The sequence below is a fragment of the Pseudonocardia lutea genome, assembly GCF_042658055.1.
In the GTDB taxonomy this organism is placed as follows: domain Bacteria; phylum Actinomycetota; class Actinomycetes; order Mycobacteriales; family Pseudonocardiaceae; genus Pseudonocardia; species Pseudonocardia lutea.
In genome coordinates, this window is the sequence record NZ_JBHSQK010000015.1 from 49,671 (window position 1) to 66,989 (window position 17,319).

General features: G+C 72.2%; 16 protein-coding genes. 11 read left to right on the top strand and 5 right to left on the bottom strand.

Annotated features, from left to right (window positions below):
* Positions 1 to 66 precede the first annotated feature (66 nt).
* On the bottom strand, positions 67 to 1,365 hold the full coding sequence (locus ACFQH9_RS08660; RefSeq protein WP_379565399.1) for a CoA transferase: 1,299 nt from the start codon (positions 1,363 to 1,365) through the stop codon (positions 67 to 69).
* Between the two features lie 125 nt (positions 1,366 to 1,490).
* Here ACFQH9_RS08660 and ACFQH9_RS08665 point away from each other — a divergent pair, with 125 nt between their 5' ends.
* The 3 genes from ACFQH9_RS08665 to ACFQH9_RS08675 all read left to right on the top strand — a co-directional run bounded on the left by ACFQH9_RS08665 (position 1,491) and on the right by ACFQH9_RS08675 (position 4,254).
* Positions 1,491 to 1,700 carry a DUF3046 domain-containing protein gene (locus ACFQH9_RS08665; protein ID WP_379565400.1) on the top strand — a complete coding sequence of 70 codons (210 nt, stop codon included), beginning with the start codon at positions 1,491 to 1,493 and terminating at the stop codon, positions 1,698 to 1,700.
* 281 nt (positions 1,701 to 1,981) lie between these two features.
* Entirely contained in the window at positions 1,982 to 3,031 is a 1,050-nt protein-coding gene (recA, locus tag ACFQH9_RS08670) for a recombinase RecA (RefSeq protein WP_232873053.1), read from the top strand.
* A 2-nt stretch (positions 3,032 to 3,033) separates the two neighbouring features.
* Positions 3,034 to 4,254: a regulatory protein RecX gene (locus tag ACFQH9_RS08675; protein ID WP_379565401.1), complete on the top strand. Its 1,221-nt coding sequence runs from the start codon at positions 3,034 to 3,036 to the stop codon at positions 4,252 to 4,254.
* 46 nt (positions 4,255 to 4,300) lie between these two features.
* Here ACFQH9_RS08675 and ACFQH9_RS08680 read toward each other — a convergent pair whose 3' ends face one another.
* Positions 4,301 to 5,239 carry a LysR family transcriptional regulator gene (locus ACFQH9_RS08680; RefSeq protein ID WP_379565402.1) on the bottom strand — a complete coding sequence of 313 codons (939 nt, stop codon included), beginning with the start codon at positions 5,237 to 5,239 and terminating at the stop codon, positions 4,301 to 4,303.
* 172 nt (positions 5,240 to 5,411) lie between these two features.
* Between ACFQH9_RS08680 and ACFQH9_RS08685 the strand changes: the two genes are divergently transcribed.
* The 6 genes from ACFQH9_RS08685 (at position 5,412) to ACFQH9_RS08710 (ending at position 12,472) form a co-directional block, all read left to right on the top strand.
* Entirely contained in the window at positions 5,412 to 6,059 is a 648-nt protein-coding gene (locus ACFQH9_RS08685) for a succinate dehydrogenase cytochrome b subunit (protein ID WP_379565403.1), read from the top strand.
* Position 6,060: 1 nt separating this feature from the next.
* Positions 6,061 to 8,004, top strand: coding sequence for a fumarate reductase/succinate dehydrogenase flavoprotein subunit (locus ACFQH9_RS08690; protein ID WP_379565404.1), 1,944 nt, complete (start codon positions 6,061 to 6,063; stop codon positions 8,002 to 8,004).
* Positions 8,001 to 8,759 carry a succinate dehydrogenase/fumarate reductase iron-sulfur subunit gene (locus ACFQH9_RS08695; RefSeq protein WP_379565405.1) on the top strand — a complete coding sequence of 253 codons (759 nt, stop codon included), beginning with the start codon at positions 8,001 to 8,003 and terminating at the stop codon, positions 8,757 to 8,759. Before ACFQH9_RS08690 ends, ACFQH9_RS08695 begins: the two co-directional genes overlap by 4 nt.
* Positions 8,760 to 8,985: 226 nt before the next feature.
* Positions 8,986 to 9,798 carry a hypothetical protein gene (locus ACFQH9_RS08700; protein WP_379565406.1) on the top strand — a complete coding sequence of 271 codons (813 nt, stop codon included), beginning with the start codon at positions 8,986 to 8,988 and terminating at the stop codon, positions 9,796 to 9,798.
* Positions 9,799 to 9,803: 5 nt separating this feature from the next.
* Complete coding sequence (locus ACFQH9_RS08705; RefSeq protein WP_379565407.1) at positions 9,804 to 11,726, top strand: fumarate reductase/succinate dehydrogenase flavoprotein subunit; 1,923 nt, start codon at positions 9,804 to 9,806, stop codon at positions 11,724 to 11,726.
* A complete protein-coding gene (locus ACFQH9_RS08710) occupies positions 11,723 to 12,472 on the top strand; it encodes a succinate dehydrogenase/fumarate reductase iron-sulfur subunit (RefSeq protein ID WP_379565408.1) in 750 nt (249 codons plus the stop codon). Before ACFQH9_RS08705 ends, ACFQH9_RS08710 begins: the two co-directional genes overlap by 4 nt.
* Positions 12,473 to 12,583: 111 nt before the next feature.
* Here ACFQH9_RS08710 and ACFQH9_RS08715 read toward each other — a convergent pair whose 3' ends face one another.
* Positions 12,584 to 12,958: a hypothetical protein gene (locus ACFQH9_RS08715; protein WP_379565409.1), complete on the bottom strand. Its 375-nt coding sequence runs from the start codon at positions 12,956 to 12,958 to the stop codon at positions 12,584 to 12,586.
* Positions 12,959 to 13,070: 112 nt separating this feature from the next.
* Here ACFQH9_RS08715 and ACFQH9_RS08720 point away from each other — a divergent pair, with 112 nt between their 5' ends.
* Together ACFQH9_RS08720 and ACFQH9_RS08725 are read left to right on the top strand one after the other, a co-directional pair.
* Positions 13,071 to 13,409 carry a hypothetical protein gene (locus ACFQH9_RS08720; protein WP_379565410.1) on the top strand — a complete coding sequence of 113 codons (339 nt, stop codon included), beginning with the start codon at positions 13,071 to 13,073 and terminating at the stop codon, positions 13,407 to 13,409.
* 67 nt (positions 13,410 to 13,476) lie between these two features.
* On the top strand, positions 13,477 to 15,504 hold the full coding sequence (locus ACFQH9_RS08725; RefSeq protein WP_379565411.1) for a S9 family peptidase: 2,028 nt from the start codon (positions 13,477 to 13,479) through the stop codon (positions 15,502 to 15,504).
* Between the two features lie 29 nt (positions 15,505 to 15,533).
* On the opposite strand, the gene ACFQH9_RS08730 is transcribed toward ACFQH9_RS08725, so the two are convergent.
* Entirely contained in the window at positions 15,534 to 16,403 is an 870-nt protein-coding gene (locus tag ACFQH9_RS08730; RefSeq protein WP_379565412.1) for an amino acid ABC transporter permease, read from the bottom strand.
* Between the two features lie 139 nt (positions 16,404 to 16,542).
* Positions 16,543 to 17,190, bottom strand: coding sequence for an amino acid ABC transporter permease (locus ACFQH9_RS08735; protein ID WP_379565413.1), 648 nt, complete (start codon positions 17,188 to 17,190; stop codon positions 16,543 to 16,545).
* Between the last annotated feature and the right edge of the window lie 129 nt (positions 17,191 to 17,319).

The window sequence follows — 17,319 nt, forward strand, 5'->3', positions numbered from 1 at the left end:
GCAGCATCAGCAGGATCACCGCCTGCCCCAGCGGCGACGACAGGCCGGTGGGATCGGACATACCGGTCAGGGTAGCCACGCCGGCCGCGCGGCGCCGTAGGCCGCGGGCGAGGGCCAGCGCAGGGGCCGCCCGTCGACGGTGCCCGGCGGCGAGGCGAGCGTGAACGGCCCGAGCTCCTCGAGGTAGGGCGCCGGGTCGACGTCCGCGGCCGGCTCGGTGGAGGGCTCGGTCCGGGGGAGGGCCTGGAGGAAGGACGCGGTGCCGGCCAGCGCGAGCCGCACGTGGTGCGTGCCGCCCGACCGCCGTTGCGCGGCGAGCGCCAGCAGGGCCCCGGCCGCGCCGAGATAGCCGGTCGCATGGTCCAGGACCTGCGCGGGCAGGGCACCGGGCGGCCCGTCGGGCGCGGTGCGCTCGGTCTCGCCGATGCCGCACGCGGACTGCACCAGGCTGTCGAAGCCCCGCCGCCGCGCCCACGGCCCCGTGTGTCCCCAGGCGGACAGCGTGACGACCACCAGCCCGGGGTGCCGGGCCGCCAGCTCCTCGGGGGCCAGTCCGAAGCGGTCCAGCGCCCCCGGTCGGTACCCGGTCACGACGACGTCGGCACCCGCCAGCAGGTCCTCCACGGGCAGCTCGGCGATCGCCGACCGCTTGCCGGGCAGGGTGTCCCAGGCCTGGCCCGGGAGCTCCGGGCGGTGTGGCGGGTCGATCCGCAGCACGTCCGCGCCGTGCGCGGCCAGGAACCGGGTCGCGACCGGACCCGCGATCACCCGCGTCAGGTCCAGCACCCGCGCCCGCCGGGGCGGTCGCGGCGGGGCCTCCCCGAGCAGCCGTCGTCCGACGAGGGGCAGGGCCCGTGCGGCCCGCCCGGCCTCCGTCGCGGCCCACTCCGCCTCGGTCCGGGTGGCCGCGGCGACCCCGCCGGCCTCGTGCAGCGCGGTCTCCAGCTCGACCTTCCGCCGGCCCGCGATCGCCGCCCGCACCTCCTCGGGACCGGCCTCGGCGGAGAGCTCCAGGACCCGCCGGGCCGCGGCGGCGTGCCAGGGGTAGTTCGCGTGCAGCCGCAGCCAGCCGTCCGCCGTCGGGTGGAAGGCCGACAGGGGGTCGAACGGGTTGCCGGGGCTCACGCCCTCCCGTCGCAGGTACCGCTCGCTGCGCAGGACCACCGCGGCCTGCCGGGTGTCGATCCCGACCGCCCGGCCCCCGGTCCCGTCCGAGGTCGCCGCGAGCAGCGCCGCCCCGATCGTCGCCGTGCCGAAGGCCGTGACGGGGAACCGGCTGGACAGGGTGTGCACGGGGCCGCTCGTCGTCAGCCGGGGCAGTTCCGCGGGATCGCCGCCGAGCGCGGCCCAGACCTGCTCGATCACGACCTCGATCCTGCCCGAGCCTCGACCGGTCGCGCGACGCCGTCGAGGATCCGGAGACCATGGCCGGCGGTGCTGCCTGCTGTTCCGGCGGCGGGCCGCCCGGCGAGCGCACTACCCTCGGCGGGGTGCGACTGAGCCACTTCCGGACCCTGATGCACGACGAGTTCGGCGAGATGCGGGCGGGCTCCCTGGCGCGCGACCACGTGTTCGCCGAGCTCGGCGGGCGCACCGCGGAGCAGGCCATCGAGGCGGGGATCGACCCGAAGCGGGTCTGGCAGGTGATCTGCGAGGCCTACGACGTGCCGGAGGCCCGCCGGCTGGGGCGGGACGACTGAGGCGGGAAGACTGAGGCCCCGTCGGTGTCCCCGGCCGGGTCCGGCGGGCGGCGGCGCGCCGCTCGGCGCGGCAGGGTAGCCGATCGGCGTGTCGGGCTCGGCCTCGAACACGTGTTCGTATACCGTGGCGTCCACACCCGGCCCCGGTTGTCCACAGCGGGGGCGCGAGTACCGGAACTGTCGGTGGGACCCAATACGGTTCCCCCGTGGCTCCCCGGAAGTCGTCGAACACAGCGAACACAGCGAACACAGGCCCGTCCCGCACCGAGCGAGGTAGTCAGATGAGCACTCCCGACCGCGAGAAGGCGCTCCAGCTCGCCCTCGCCCAGATCGAGAAGAACCACGGCAAGGGTTCGGTGATGCGCCTGGGGGACGACACGCGTCCGCCGATCGGCGTGATCCCCACCGGGTCGATCGCGCTCGACGTGGCGCTCGGTGTCGGCGGCCTGCCGCGCGGCCGGGTCGTGGAGATCTACGGCCCGGAGTCCAGCGGTAAGACCACCGTGGCGCTGCACGCGGTGGCCAACGCGCAGGCCGCGGGCGGCACCGCCGCGTTCATCGACGCGGAGCACGCGCTCGACCCGGAGTACGCCAAGGCGCTCGGCGTGAACACGGACGAGCTGCTGGTCTCGCAGCCGGACACCGGCGAGCAGGCGCTGGAGATCGCGGACATGCTGATCCGCTCCGGCGCGCTGGACGTCATCGTCATCGACTCGGTGGCCGCGCTCGTGCCGCGCGCCGAGATCGAGGGCGAGATGGGCGACAGTCACGTCGGTCTGCAGGCCCGCCTCATGAGCCAGGCGCTCCGCAAGATCACCGGCGCGCTGAGCACGTCCGGCACCACCGCGATCTTCATCAACCAGCTGCGCGAGAAGATCGGCGTGATGTTCGGGTCCCCCGAGACCACGACGGGTGGCAAGGCGCTCAAGTTCTACGCCTCCGTCCGGCTGGACATCCGGCGCATCGAGACCCTGAAGGACGGCACCGACATGGTCGGCAGCCGAACCCGGGTCAAGGTCGTGAAGAACAAGGTGGCCCCGCCGTTCAAGCAGGCGGAGTTCGACGTGCTCTACGGCGTCGGCATCAGCCGCGAGGGCTCGCTGATCGACGTGGGCGTCGAGCAGGGGATCATCCGCAAGTCCGGCGCCTGGTACACGTACGAGGGCGACCAGATGGGGCAGGGCAAGGAGAACGCCCGCAAGTTCCTCAAGGAGAACCCGGACATCGCCGCGGAGATCGAGAAGCGGATCAAGGAGAAGCTCGGGATCGGCGCGGTGCTCGACGCCGACGCCGAGCAGGTCGAGCCGCTGCCCGCGCCCGTCGACTTCTGATCGTGGCGACCTCCGGCGAGGACCGGGGCGGGCTGCCGCTCCGGTCCGGACCCGCTGGGCGCCGGATGTCGTCCGAGGAGCTCGAACCGGCGCCGCGGGAGTCGGTCCCGGTCGCCTCCTTCGACGATCTCGCACCGGCGGAGTCCCGGAACCTGGTCATCGGGGAGCGGCTGACCTCCGACGATGTCGTCGCGACGGGCGGAGCCGCGCCGGCGCCGGTCGACCCGCCCCGGACCCCCGCCGGTGAGGGCGGACCAGCGGTCGACCGGGCAGAGTCCGACGACCGGGCAGAGTCCGACGACCGGGCAGAGTCCGACGACCGGGCAGAGTCCGACGACCGCGCAGAGACCGACGACCGCGCAGAGACCGCCGGACCCGGCCCGGATCGCGAGCAGCGGATCGGGCTCGTCGATCTCGACGCCCTCGAACCCCACACCCCGGTGGCCCCCGAGGCCGTCGAGCTGGGGGAGCTCGACGCGCCGGCGGAGCAGGTCACCATCCTCTCGATCGAGGACCTCCGGACCCGCCGGGCTCGACGGGCGGGTGGCCCGGGTCGCCGCGCCGGCGGCACTCGCGACACCCGCGGCCCCCGCGGCCCCCGCGGCCCCCGCGGCACCGAGGCCGAGCCGACGGGAGCCGGATCCGCGCAGGCCGGTTCCGCGCAGGCCGGGCCGGCGCAGGTCGGGCCGGCGCAGGACGAGCGGTCCCCGGGGGAGCAGGAGGCCGCGGCCAAGGAGCTCTGCCTGCGCCTGCTCACCGACCGTGCCCGCTCGAAGCACGAGCTCGCCACGAAGCTGCGTCAGAAGGGGTTCGCGGACGAGATCGCCGACACGGTCCTCGAGCGCTTCGACGAGGTCGGCCTCATCGACGACCGGGCGTTCGCCGACGCCTGGGTCCGCGCACGGCACCGCTCGCGGGGTCTCGGCCGCCGGGCGATCGCGCAGGAGCTGCGGCGCAAGGGCATCGACAAGGAGGTCGCCGACACCGCGCTCACCGAGGTCGACGACGCCGCCGAGGAGCAGCGCGCCCGCGAGCTCGTCGACCGGCGCCTCCGCACCCTGACCGTGTCCGGGCCCGAGGACCGCCAGAAGGCCGGCCGCCGCCTGCTCGGCATGCTCGCCCGCAAGGGCTACCCGCCCGCGATCGCCTACCGCGTGGTCCGCACCGCGCTGGCCGAGCACGGCGCCGAGGAGGACGAGCTCGGCCCCGCCGACCTCGACTGACACCGCACCTGGTCGTCGGTCGCCCGCCTCGGCGCACACAGGTCTGCTACGCCTCCGCCCGGTGCAGGACCTGGACGTCGGCGGAGAGGGCGCCCGTGTCCGCGACCGAGCCGATGTAGGAGAGCAGGGTGTCGATGAAGGCCTGGGCGGCGTGGGTGGGGGCGACGTCGGTGCGGCGGGCGAGGGCGACGGTGCGGTAGAGCGGCGGGGTCAGCACCGTCCGCCGGAGCCGGGGACGGCCGGCGAACACCAGGTCCGGCACCACGGCCACGCCGGTGCCGGCCTCGACCAGCCGCAGGACGGCGTCCATCTCGCCGCCCTCCACGGCGAACCGGGGCGTCACGCCGGCCGCGCGGTACGCGTCGAGGGTGACCTCGCGCAGGTCGTAGCCCTTCCGGACCATTACCAGCGAGCGGCGGGACAGCTCGACGACCGTCATAGACCCGCGGGACGAGGGCGGGCGGCCGGAGCGCGGCGAGGCGACCGAGAGGCGTTCGCGCAGGAGGGGCAGCGTGTGCAGCGCGGGATCGACGCCGGAGGGCGGCACGATCACCAGGGCGACGTCGAGTGCGCCGCGGGCGAGGTCGCGCACCAGCGACTGCGAGCCGTTCTCGGCCAGCTCGAGGTGGATCTCCGGGTGCCGCTCGTGGAAGAGCCGCAGCACGTCGGCGAGCAGGCCGATGCACATCGAGGGGGTCGCGCCGACGCGGACCCGCCCCGTCCGCAGCCCGACGAGCTCGGCGACGGAGGTGCGCGCCAGGTCCATGTCGGCGAGCATCCGGCGAGCGAGCGGCAGCACCACCTCGCCCGCGGGGGTCAGCGTGACGTCCTTCCCACGGTTGACCAGCGGGGCCCCCAGACCGTCCTCCAGGGCCCTGAGCTGCCGGGAAAGTGTGGGCTGGGCGACACCGACAAGATCGGCCGCCCGAGTGAAGCTGCGCACGTCGGCGACCGCCACGAAGTACGCGAGCTGCTGAAGTGTCACGTGTATAGCGTACGTGCATAGATCATGCCGACTCCATGCATTGGACGGCCGGACTGCTGAGTAGTGCACTGGCCGCGTGGCGACACAGGTGTCTAACAGGGGCTCGGCGAAGGCCCCCGCAACCCCCGCGCCGGCGGTACCCGCGCGTGCCAAGAGGCCGCGCATCCCCGCCGTGCTCCTCAAGTTCGTGATCGCGGTCAGCTCCGTGTTCCTGGTGCTGTACCTCGTCGTGCACATGCTCGGCAACCTGCAGATCTTCTTCGGGCCGGAGAACATCGACGGGTACGCGACCTGGATCCGGACGATCCTGCAGCCCCTGCTGGGCAACGAGGGCTTCGTCTGGGTGATCCGGACCGTCCTCACGCTGGCCGTCGTCGGGCACATCTGGGCCGCGACGGTGCTGGCGCTGCGGGCGAAGAAGGCGCGCCCGGTGAAGTACGCCGCCGGCAACAAGGTGAAGGGCAACTACACGACCCGCACCATGCGCTGGGGCGGCGTGATCGTCCTGCTGTTCGTCATCTACCACATCCTCGACCTGACGACCGGGACGCTGAACCCCAACGGCGAGCACCTCGCCGTGTGGGACAACGTCCACGCGGACTTCGCCCCCGACCGCTGGTACGTGACCGTGTGGTACGTGATCGCGCTGCTGGCGATCTTCCTCCACCTGCGCCACGGGTTGTGGAGCGCCGTCCAGACCTTCGGCTGGAACAGCGACAAGCGCGAGCCGATCCTGAAGGCGATCGCCACGGGCTTCTCCGGCCTGCTGGTCCTGGGCTTCCTGATCGTCCCGATCTCCGTCACCTTCGGATGGATCTGATATGAGCTACTCCGACTACACCGTCGGCGCTCCCGTCGTCGACAAGGCCGCTCCCGACGGTCCGATCGAGACGCGGTGGGAGCGCCGCAAGTTCGGCGTCAAGCTGGTCAACCCGGCCAACAAGCGCAAGGTCAAGATCATCGTCGTGGGCACCGGCCTGGCCGGTGGCGCCGCGGCGGCGACCCTGGGCGAGGCCGGCTACCAGGTCTCCTCGTTCTGCTACCAGGACAGCCCGCGCCGCGCGCACTCGATCGCGGCCCAGGGCGGCATCAACGCCGCGAAGAACTACCGCAACGACGGCGACAGCGTCTACCGGCTGTTCTACGACACCGTGAAGGGCGGCGACTTCCGCGCCCGCGAGTCGAACGTCCACCGGCTGGCCGAGATCAGCCGGCAGATCATCGACCAGTGCGTGGCGCAGGGCGTGCCCTTCGCCCGCGAGTACAGCGGCCTGCTGGACACCCGCTCCTTCGGCGGCGTCCAGGTCTCCCGCACCTTCTACGCCCGCGGCCAGACGGGCCAGCAGCTGCTCCTCGGCGCCTACCAGGCGCTGGAGCGGCAGGTGAACGCCGGCACGGTCACCGTGTACGCGCGCCACGAGATGCTCGAGCTGATCGTGGTCGACGGCCGGGCGCGCGGCATCGTCGTGCGCGACATGGTGACCGGCGAGATCGAGACCCATCTCGCCGACGCGGTCGTGCTCGCGACGGGCGGCTACGGCAACGTCTTCTACCTCTCGACGAACGCCAAGGGCTCCAACGTCACCGCCACCTGGCGGGCGCACCGCAAGGGCGCGCTGTTCGCCAACCCGTGCTTCACCCAGATCCACCCGACCTGCATCCCGGTCTCCGGCGACCACCAGTCGAAGCTGACCCTCATGTCGGAGTCGCTGCGCAACGACGGCCGCGTGTGGGTGCCGAAGCAGATCGGCGACACCCGCCACCCGCGGGAGATCCCGAACGAGGAGCGCGACTACTACCTCGAGCGCAAGTACCCGTCGTTCGGCAACCTGGTCCCGCGCGACATCGCCTCGCGCGCGGCCAAGGAGGTCTGCGACGAGAAGCGCGGCGTCGGCCCGACCGGCCTGGGGGTCTACCTCGACTTCGACGACGCCATCCAGCGGCTCGGCCGCAAGGCCGTCGAGGCCAAGTACGGCAACCTCTTCGAGATGTACGAGCGCATCACCGGGGAGAACCCGTACGAGGTGCCGATGCGCATCTTCCCCGCGGTGCACTACACGATGGGCGGGCTGTGGGTCGACTACGACCTGCAGAGCACCATCCCGGGCCTGTACGTGGCCGGCGAGGCCAACTTCTCCGACCACGGCGCCAACCGGCTCGGCGCGTCCGCGCTGATGCAGGGCCTGTCCGACGGCTACTTCGTCCTGCCGGTCACGATCGGCGACTACCTGGCGTCGAACAAGCTGGCGGAGGTCGCCCCGGACGCGCCCGAGGTCCTCGAGGCGGAGCAGGCGGTCAAGGACCGCGTCGAGACCCTGCTGTCGATCAACGGCACCCGGACCGTCGACTCGTTCCACCGCGAGCTGGGCCACATCATGTGGGACTACTGCGGCATGGAACGGACCGAGGACGGGCTGCGCAAGGCGCTGGAGCTCATCCCCGAGCTGCGGCGCGAGTTCTGGAACAACGTGAAGATCCCCGGCACCGGCCAGGAGCTCAACCAGAGCCTGGAGAAGGCCGGCCGCGTGGCCGACTTCCTCGAGCTCGCCGAGCTCATGTGCCTGGACGCCCTGCACCGCCGGGAGTCCTGCGGCGGCCACTTCCGCGCCGAGAGCCAGACCGAGGACGGCGAGGCCCAGCGCGACGACGAGAACTTCTCGTACGCGGCGGCCTGGGAGTACACCGGCCGGGGCGCGGCCCCGGTGCTGCACAAGGAAGAGCTCGAGTTCGAGTACGTCCACCCGACCCAGCGGAGCTACAAGTGAAGGTCAACCTGCGTGTCTGGCGGCAGAAGGATGCCGTCGACAAGGGCCGCATGGTCTCCTACGTCGTCGAGGACGCGACCGAGGACATGTCGTTCCTCGAGCTGCTCGACGTGCTGAACGAGAAGCTGATCCTGTCGGGCGAGGAGCCCGTCGCGTTCGACCACGACTGCCGCGAGGGCATCTGCGGCTCGTGCAGCATGGTCGTGGACGGGCACCCCCACGGCCCGGAGAAGGCCACCACGGTCTGCCAGCTGCACATGCGCAAGTTCCACGACGGCGCCACGATCACCGTGGAGCCGTGGCGCGCCGGCGCGTTCCCCGTGATCAAGGACCTGGTCGTCGACCGGAGCGCGTTCGACAAGATCATCCAGGCCGGCGGCTACATCTCGGTGAACACGGGCGCGGCCCCCGAGGCGCACGCCACCCCGGTGCCCAAGGCCAACGCGGACCGCTCGTTCGCCGCGGCGAACTGCATCAGCTGCGGCGCGTGCGTGGCGGCGTGCCCCAACGGCTCCGCCTCGCTGTTCCTCGGCGCGAAGCTGACCCACCTCGGGGAGCTGCCGCAGGGCCAGCCGGAGCGCTGGGAGCGCGTGGTCAACATGGTGGAGACGCACGACGACGCCGGCTTCGGCGGCTGCACCAACACCGGTGCGTGTGCCACGGCCTGCCCGAAGGAGATCCCGCTCGACGTGATCTCCCAGCTGAACCACGACTACCTGGCGGCGACCGTCGGCGGGCGGCGCAAGAAGGCCTGACGAGGCCCGCTCCGGCGGTCGGACAACTCCACACGCACGAGCCCGGTTCCTCGAGACGGGGACCGGGCTCGTCGTGCTGCGTGAGCGCCTCGCCACGGAGTGTGACGTCCGTCTCGACTACCCATTTGTTCCCGGACCGACACTTCTCTGCTGTGACCCACGTCGTACGCTCCCTGTGATCCGCACTACAGGCAAAGACGCCGGAGAAGACGGGGACAACGACGACGTGTCATCCACCACTGACATCGCCGATCAGCGGGCCGCGGGCCGGGCCCGGATCGCGGCGCGGACGCTCCGCACGGACCGCTGGTGGCTCCCACCGTTGCTCAACCTGGTGGGGCTCGGGGCGTGGGTCATCTACGCGACCGTCCGGGCCTTCATGCAGGAGTGGTACTTCGTCGCGGAGTACAACTACCTGACGCCGTTCTACTCACCCTGCGTGTCCTACGGGTGCGTGGAGCAGGCGGCACACTTCGGCCGGTTCGTTCCGGACGTGCCGTGGCTGCCGTACGCGCTGGTCTCGCTGCCGTTCCTGCTGCTGTTCAGGCTGACCTGCTACTACTACCGCAAGGCCTACTACCGGGCCTTCTGGGGCAGCCCGCCCGCCTGCGCGGTCGCCGAGCCGCACGGCAAGTACACCGGCGAGACCCGCTTCCCGCTGATCCTGCAGAACCTGCACCGCTACTTCTTCTACATCGCGGCGCTGATCTCGATCATCAACACCTACGACGCGATCCGGGCGTTCGTCAAGGCGGACGGGAGCTTCGGGTTGGGCCTGGGCAACCTCATCCTGGTCGCCAACGTGATCCTGCTGTGGGCGTACACGGTGTCCTGCCACTCCTGCCGCAGCATCGTCGGCGGCCGCCTGAACCACTTCTCCCGGCACCCGCTGCGGTACCGGGCCTGGACCTTCGTCACCAGGCTCAACGGCAAGCACATGCAGCTGGCGTGGACCACGCTGGCCAGCCTCGCGATCACGGACGCCTACATCATGTGCGTCTCCGCGGGCTGGTTCTCCGACCTGCGGATCGTGGGGTGAACACGATGACCGACCAGACCGACCGGACCGTCGAGCAGCACTCCTACGACGTCGTCGTCATCGGCGCCGGGGGCGCGGGCCTGCGCGCGGCGATCGAGGCGCGCCTGCAGGGCAAGCGCGTCGCGATCATCTCGAAGTCGCTGTTCGGCAAGGCGCACACGGTGATGGCCGAGGGCGGCTGCGCCGCGGCGATGGGCAACGCGAACCCGAACGACAACTGGCAGGTCCACTACCGCGACACCATGCGCGGCGGGAAGTTCCTCAACAACTGGCGGATGGCCGAGCTGCACGCCAAGGAGGCGCCGGACCGCGTCTGGGAGCTGGAGACCTACGGCGCGCTGTTCGACCGCACCAAGGACGGCAAGATCAGCCAGCGGAACTTCGGCGGGCACACCTACCCGCGGCTGGCGCACGTCGGCGACCGGACCGGGCTCGAGCTGATCCGCACCCTGCAGCAGAAGATCGTGTCGCTGCAGCAGGACGACCACAAGGTCACCGGGGACTACGAGTCGCACCTGCGCGTCTTCCACGAGTGCACGATCACCGAGCTGCTCCGGACGGACGGGCGGATCGCGGGCTGCTTCGGCTACTTCCGCAACGACGGCCGGTTCGTGCGCTTCGACGCCCCCGCAATCGTGCTGGCCACCGGCGGGGTGGGGAAGAGCTACCAGGTCACGTCGAACTCCTGGGAGTACACCGGCGACGGGCACGCGCTGGCCCTGCGCGCCGGCGCGACGCTGATCAACATGGAGTTCCTGCAGTTCCACCCGACGGGCATGGTCTGGCCGCCGTCGGTGAAGGGCATCCTGGTCACCGAGTCGGTCCGCGGCGACGGCGGCGTGCTCCGGAACTCCGAGGGCCAACGGTTCATGTTCGACTACATCCCGGACGTGTTCAAGGAGCAGTACGCCACCTCCGAGGAGGAGGCGGACCGCTGGTACACCGACCCGGACAACAACCGGCGCCCGCCCGAGCTGCTCCCGCGCGACGAGGTCGCCCGCGCGATCAACTCCGAGGTCAAGGCGGGGCGGGGGAGCCCGCACGGCGGCGTGTTCCTCGACATCGCCTCCCGGCTCAAGCCGGAGGAGATCCTCAAGCGGCTGCCGTCGATGCACCACCAGTTCAAGGAGCTGGCCGACGTCGACATCACCAAGGAGCCGATGGAGGTCGGGCCGACCTGCCACTACGTGATGGGCGGGATCGAGGTCGACCCGGACACCGGGATGAGCTCGGTGCCGGGTCTGTTCGCCGCGGGCGAGTGCTCCGGCGGCATGCACGGCTCGAACCGGCTCGGCGGCAACTCGCTGTCGGACCTGCTCGTCTTCGGGCGGCGGTGCGGGCTGGGCGCGGCGGAGTACGCCGACGGGCTCGACACCCGCCCGCAGGTCGCCCCCGGCGACGTCGAGGCGGCGATCGACCGGGCCCTGCTGCCCTTCTCCAGTGCGACGGACGGCGGGGAGAACCCGTTCGTGGTGCAGCTGGAGCTGCAGAAGACCATGCACGAGCTCGTCGGGATCATCCGCAAGGCCGACGAGATGGAGATGGCCCTCAAGAAGCTCGAGGACATCGCCACGCGCACGCGCACGGTCAGCGTGGAGGGGCACCGGGAGTTCAACCCGGGCTGGCACCTCGCCCTGGACCTGCGGAACATGCTGCTGGTCTCGCTGTGCGTGGCCAAGGCGGCGCTCGAGCGCCAGGAGAGCCGCGGCGGGCACACCCGGGACGACTTCCCGGTGATGGACTCCGACTGGCGGCACGTCCTGCTGGTGTGCCGGGGGCTGGGCGAGGACGACGTGGAGCTGACCCGCAAGGAGCAGGTGCCGATGCGGCCCGAGCTGTTCGATCTCTTCGAGCTCGACGAGCTGAAGAAGTACTACACGGGCGAGGAGCTGGGCGGGCACCGCGCCGGGGCGGGGGAGAAGGCGTGAGCACGCACTGGCACCACTTCCGGGTCTGGCGCGGCGACGCCGACGGCGGCGAGCTCGTCGACTACCCGGTCGAGGTCAACGACGGCGAGGTCGTCCTCGACATCATCCACCGGCTGCAGCAGACCGAGGCCGGCGATCTCGCCGTCCGGTGGAACTGCAAGGCGGGCAAGTGCGGCTCGTGCTCGGCGGAGATCAACGGCCGGCCGCGGCTGATGTGCATGACCCGCATGTCGACCTTCGCCGACGACGAGGTCGTCACGGTGACCCCGCTGCGGACCTTCCCGGTGATCCGGGACCTGGTGACGGACGTGGAGTTCAACTACGTCAAGGCCCGCGAGGTGCCGGCCTTCGCGCCGCCGGCCGGGGTGGCGCCCGGCGAGTACCGGATGCAGCAGGTCGACGTGGAGCGGAGCCAGGAGTTCCGCAAGTGCATCGAGTGCTACCTGTGCCAGAACACCTGCCACGCGGTGCGCGACCACGAGGAGAACAAGGCCGTGTTCTCCGGCCCGCGGTACCTCATGCGCATCGCCGAGCTGGACATGCACCCGCTCGACGCGGCGGACCGCAAGGAGATCGCGCAGGACGAGCACGGGCTCGGCTACTGCAACATCACCAAGTGCTGCACCGAGGTCTGCCCCGAGCACATCAAGATCACCGACAACGCGCTGATCCCGATGAAGGAGCGGGTCGTGGACCGCAAGTACGACCCGATCGTCTGGCTGGGCAACAAGCTGTTCCGCCGCTGAGCCGAGCGAACGGCGCTCCCGCTCGGCAGGTGTGAGCGAGAGCGCCGTCCGCTCAGCGGTTCCTCGAGGTCGGGGGCCCGTCGAGGGCGCATCCGCTCGGCCTCGGGAGGGTCAGAGGCCCATGGAGCGGCGGATCTCCTCGAGCCGGTCCTTGGCCTTCCGCTCCCGCTCGTCGAACTGCTCGTCCGCGGTGCGGGCGGCCTCGGTGTCGGCGGTCAGCTCCTGCCAGCCCGCGGCCGTCGCGGCGCGGCCCTCGATCTTGTCCCGGACGTGGTCGAGGGTGGGCACGCCCTCGTCGGTGTAGCCGGTGGCGGTCGGCGAGCCGGGGGCGGGCGGGGCGGCCGGCACAGGGGTCGTCTCCTCCACGATCTCGGCGTCGACGGGCTCGGCGTCGACAGCGGGGGCGAGCCGGCCGTCGGTGGGCCCGGCGTCGGTCGGCTCGGATGTCGCGTGCTCGGCGGGGCGTGGGTCGTCGGGCCGGCTCATGTCGGTGCCTCCTGTCCGCGCGGTCGCCCCCACGCTACGCGGGCCCGGACCTCCCGGGATCGGGGTCGACCCCGGGTTCCGGGCCCCGGACCCGGACGGGGATCCTTCGCCCGTGGCGCGTGTGCGGGAGCTCGTGGTGATCTACGACGTCGCCTGTCCGCACTGCTCGCGCATCGCCCGTGAGCTCCCGGAGTGCGTCACCGTGAAGGTCCGGGTCCGCGCCTGCACCGAGCCCCGGCTCGCCGAGATCTACCCGAACCTGCCCGCGGCCGTCACGGGCTGCCGCACGCCCGCCGTGGGCGTCCTGCGCACGGACGGGCAGGTGCGCTGGTGGACGGGCCTGTCCGGTGCCGTCGGGATCCTGCCCGTGCTGCGGCCGGGGGAGTTGCGCCGGGCCGCCGGGCTGCTGCGCACCGCGGCCGGCGTGCGCCGCCGACCACGGGCCGGATGACGACACCGCCGCACGGTTCGCGGCGGGTGATCGCGACGTGTCGGGGGCGGGCACTAGCGTGGCCGGCGTGACCTCCGCGCACACCGCTCCGCCTGCCCCCGGGCAGGGTGAGCCGCCCGCCGTGCTGCCCTTCGGCTCCTGGCCGACCCCGATCACGTCCGCGCTCGTCGTCGAGGCCTCGGTGCGGCTGTCCGGCGCACGGACGGACGGGGACGCGGTGGTCTGGGCCGAGGCACGGCCCACCGAGGGCGGGCGCACCCAGCTGGTCCGCCGCGCCCCCGACGGGAGCACCACCGACCTGCTGCCCGAGGGGTTCGACGCGCGGACGGGCGTCCACGAGTACGGCGGCGGCGCCTGGTGGGTCCGCGACGGGGTCGTCTGGTTCGCCAACTGGACCGACCAACGGCTGTACCGGCTCGCGCCCGGCGGCGCGCCCGAGCCGCTCACCCCGGAGCCGGCCTTCCCGCGGGCGGACCGCTACGCGGACGGGTTCGTCACCCGGGACGGGTCCACCCTCCTCGCGATCCGCGAGCGCCACGCGCCGGAGGGCGGCGCCGCGGCCGTGCGCAACGAGATCGTCCGGTTGGCCGCGGACCGCCCCTCGGAGCCGGAGGTGCTGGTCACCGGGCCGGACTTCGTGACCAGCCCGCGTCTGTCGCCGGACGGGGTGCGGCTGGTCTGGATCCAGTGGGACCACCCGTCCATGCCGTGGGACGACACGGTGCTCATGGGCCGCAACCTCCGGACCGGCGACGAGGCCGTCATCGCCGGCGGGCCGGGGGAGTCGGTCTCCGAACCGCGCTGGCAGCCCGACGGGTCGCTCTGGTTCCTCTCCGACCGCACCGGCTGGTGGAACCTCTACCGCTGGCGGCCCGGGCACGACATCGAACCGGTCGTGGTGCTCGACGCCGAGATCGGCGTCCCCGGCTGGCAGCTGGACACCTCGCGCTACGCCGTGCTGCCGGGCGGCCGGGTGGTGTTCGCGCGCTGGAGCAAGGGCTACGACGGGCTCGCCGTCCGCGAGCCGGACGGCGGGTTCACCGAGCTCGACCTGCCCTTCTCGGCCGTCGCCTCGGTGGTGCCGTACGGCGTCGGCAGCGTGCTCGTCGTCGCCGGCACGCCCACCGAGGAGCCGGGCGTGCACGTCGTGAGCGTCGACGGCGACGTGGAGACCCTGCGTGCCCCCCGCGAGCTGGGCGTCGACGACGGGTACCTCTCCGTCCCCGAGCCGATCTCCTTCCCCTCCGTCGACGGCGCGGGTGCCCCGCGGACCGCGCACGGGCTGTACTACCCGCCCGCCAACCCCGGGGCCACCGGGCCGGCGGGTGCCCTGCCGCCGCTGCTCGTCGTGATCCACGGCGGGCCCACCGCGGCGGCACTGCCCGTGCTCTCGGTCGGGGTGCAGTACTGGACCAGCCGCGGCTTCGGCGTCGTCGACGTCAACTACGGCGGCTCCACCGGCTTCGGCCGGGCCTACCGCGAGCAGCTCAGGGGCGCGTGGGGGATCGTCGACGTCGCGGACTGCCTGGCCGCGGCGCGGTACCTGGCGACGACCCGGCGGGTCGACGGGGAGCGGCTGGCGATCCGCGGCGGCTCGGCCGGCGGGTACACCACCCTCGCCGCGCTGGCCCGCGAGGACACCCCGTTCTCCGCCGGCGCGGACCACTTCGGCGTCGCCGACCTGGAGGCGCTGGCCGCGGACACGCACAAGTTCGAGAGCCGCTACCTCGACGGACTGGTGGGGCCGTACCCCGCCGCCCGGGAGGTCTACCGGGAGCGCTCGCCCATCCACCACGTCGAGCTGTTCCGCACCCCGCTGATCGTGCTGCAGGGCGCGGAGGACGCGATCGTCCCGCCGAACCAGTCCGAGGCGATCGTCGACGCGCTCCGCGCCCGCCGCGTGCCCGTGGCCTACCTGCTGTTCCCGGGCGAGCAGCACGGCTTCCGGCGCTCGGAGAACATCCGGCGCGCCCTCGACGCCGAGCTGAGCTTCTACGCCCAGGTGTTCGGCTTCGCGCTGCCCGAGGCCGAGGGGATCGAGCCGGTGCGGGTGGAGAACCTCCGGGAGCCCGCGGGCGGTACACCCGCCTCCTGAAGGGCAGCGGGCTGGAGAGGATCGGGAGCCTAGAGGGTCGCGGCGTACTCCTCCTCGCGCTCGGCCTCGCGGGCCTGCGCCTCGCCGCCCCGCGGGCTCCGGCGCAGCCGCCTCTCCAGCAGCTTCGACAGCCCCGACAGGATCAGGCACATGGCGATGTAGATGACCGCGACCACCAGCGCGACCTGCAGGATCGGCGCGCCGAGCTGGCCCTGGCTGCCGAGGAAGCGTGCCTGGTAGAGCAGCTCCTGGTACAGGATGATGAAGCCCAGCGCGGTGTCCTTGAGCACCACGACGAGCTGGCTGAGGATCGTCGGCAGCATCGCGCGCAGCGCCTGCGGCAGGAGCACGGTGGTCATGACCTGCGTCTTGCGCAGGCCCAGGGCGTAGGCCGCCTCGGACTGCCCGCGCGGCAGCGCCCGCACGCCCGCCCGGAAGACCTCGGCGAGGACCGAGCCGTTGTAGAGCATCAGGCCGATGACCACGGCCCAGTAGGCCGAGATGTTGACCCCGAGCCCCCGGGAGACGCCGAAGAACAGCAGGAAGATCAGCACCAGGAGCGGCACGGCGCGGAAGAACTCCACGATCGCCGTCGAGACCCGGCTGATCCACGCGTGGTCGGACAGCCGGCCCGCGGCGAAGACCGCCCCGAACAGCAGCGACAGCACCGCGGCGGCCGCGAACGCCTTCAGGGTGTTCCCGAGGGCGCCGAGCAGCAGGTACTGGATGTTGACGTAGGTGATCCAGCTCCACAGCCGCGGGTCGAACTGGCCGGTCGCCGCGAAGCGGTAGAGCACGAACCCGATGATCCCGAGCACGACGACGGTGCCGACGACGCCGAAGAGAACGTTGCGCGCCCGGGCCCGGGGGCCGGGGATGTCGTAGAGGACGGCGGTCACGAGGCGCTCCCGGGGTGCGGCGGGACGGGACGGTGCGGGCGGTTCGTCCCGCGGTGTCGAGGCGCGCTGACCGCGCCGGGCCGATGCGCGCTGACCGCGCCGGGCCGATGCGCGCTCATCGCGCCGGGCCGATGCGCGCTCATCGCGCGGTGCTCCAGCGCCGGTCCAGGTTGCGCTGCAGCAGCGTCAGCGGCACGACCAGGATGAGGAAGCCGACGGCGACCCACACCAGGCCGACGAAGACGTTGGCGCCGCGCTCGGACAGCGCCTGGTAGATCCCGCCGGCCTCGGTGACCGAGAAGCCCGCGGCGATCGTGGTGTTCTTCAGCAGCGCGATCTGGATGTTGGCCAGCGGCGGGACGACGTTGCGCACCGCCTGCGGGAGCACGACCTGGGAGAGCGTCTGGGTGAAGGTGAAGCCCAGGGCCCGGGAGGCCTCGGCCTGCCCGACGGGCACCGTGTTGACGCCGGACCGGATGACCTCGCAGACGAACGCGGCCGTGTAGAGGATCAGGCCGATGCAGGCGCGGGTGAAGTAGGAGAGGTCGTAGATCTCCAGCCGCGGGTACGCGAACGCGAAGAAGAAGATGACCAGCGTGAGCGGCGTGTTCCGGAGGATGTTCACGTAGACCGTGCCGAACGCCCGCAGGATCGGCACGGGGCTGACGCGCATCGCCGCCAGGATCGCGCCGAGGATCAGCGAGCCGATCGCGGACACGACGAACAGCTCGATCGTGCCGAGGAAACCCCGGGCGTAGAGGTCGATGTTGTCCAGCAGGACGTTCACGGCGGGTCCCACCCTTCCGGCCCCGACCCTGTCGACGGAGCGCTCGGACGGACACGCCGGCCGGGGCGGACCCACTGGTGGTCAGTGGAGCCCGCCCCGGCGCGGTCAGTGTCGGGTCAGTGTCGGGTC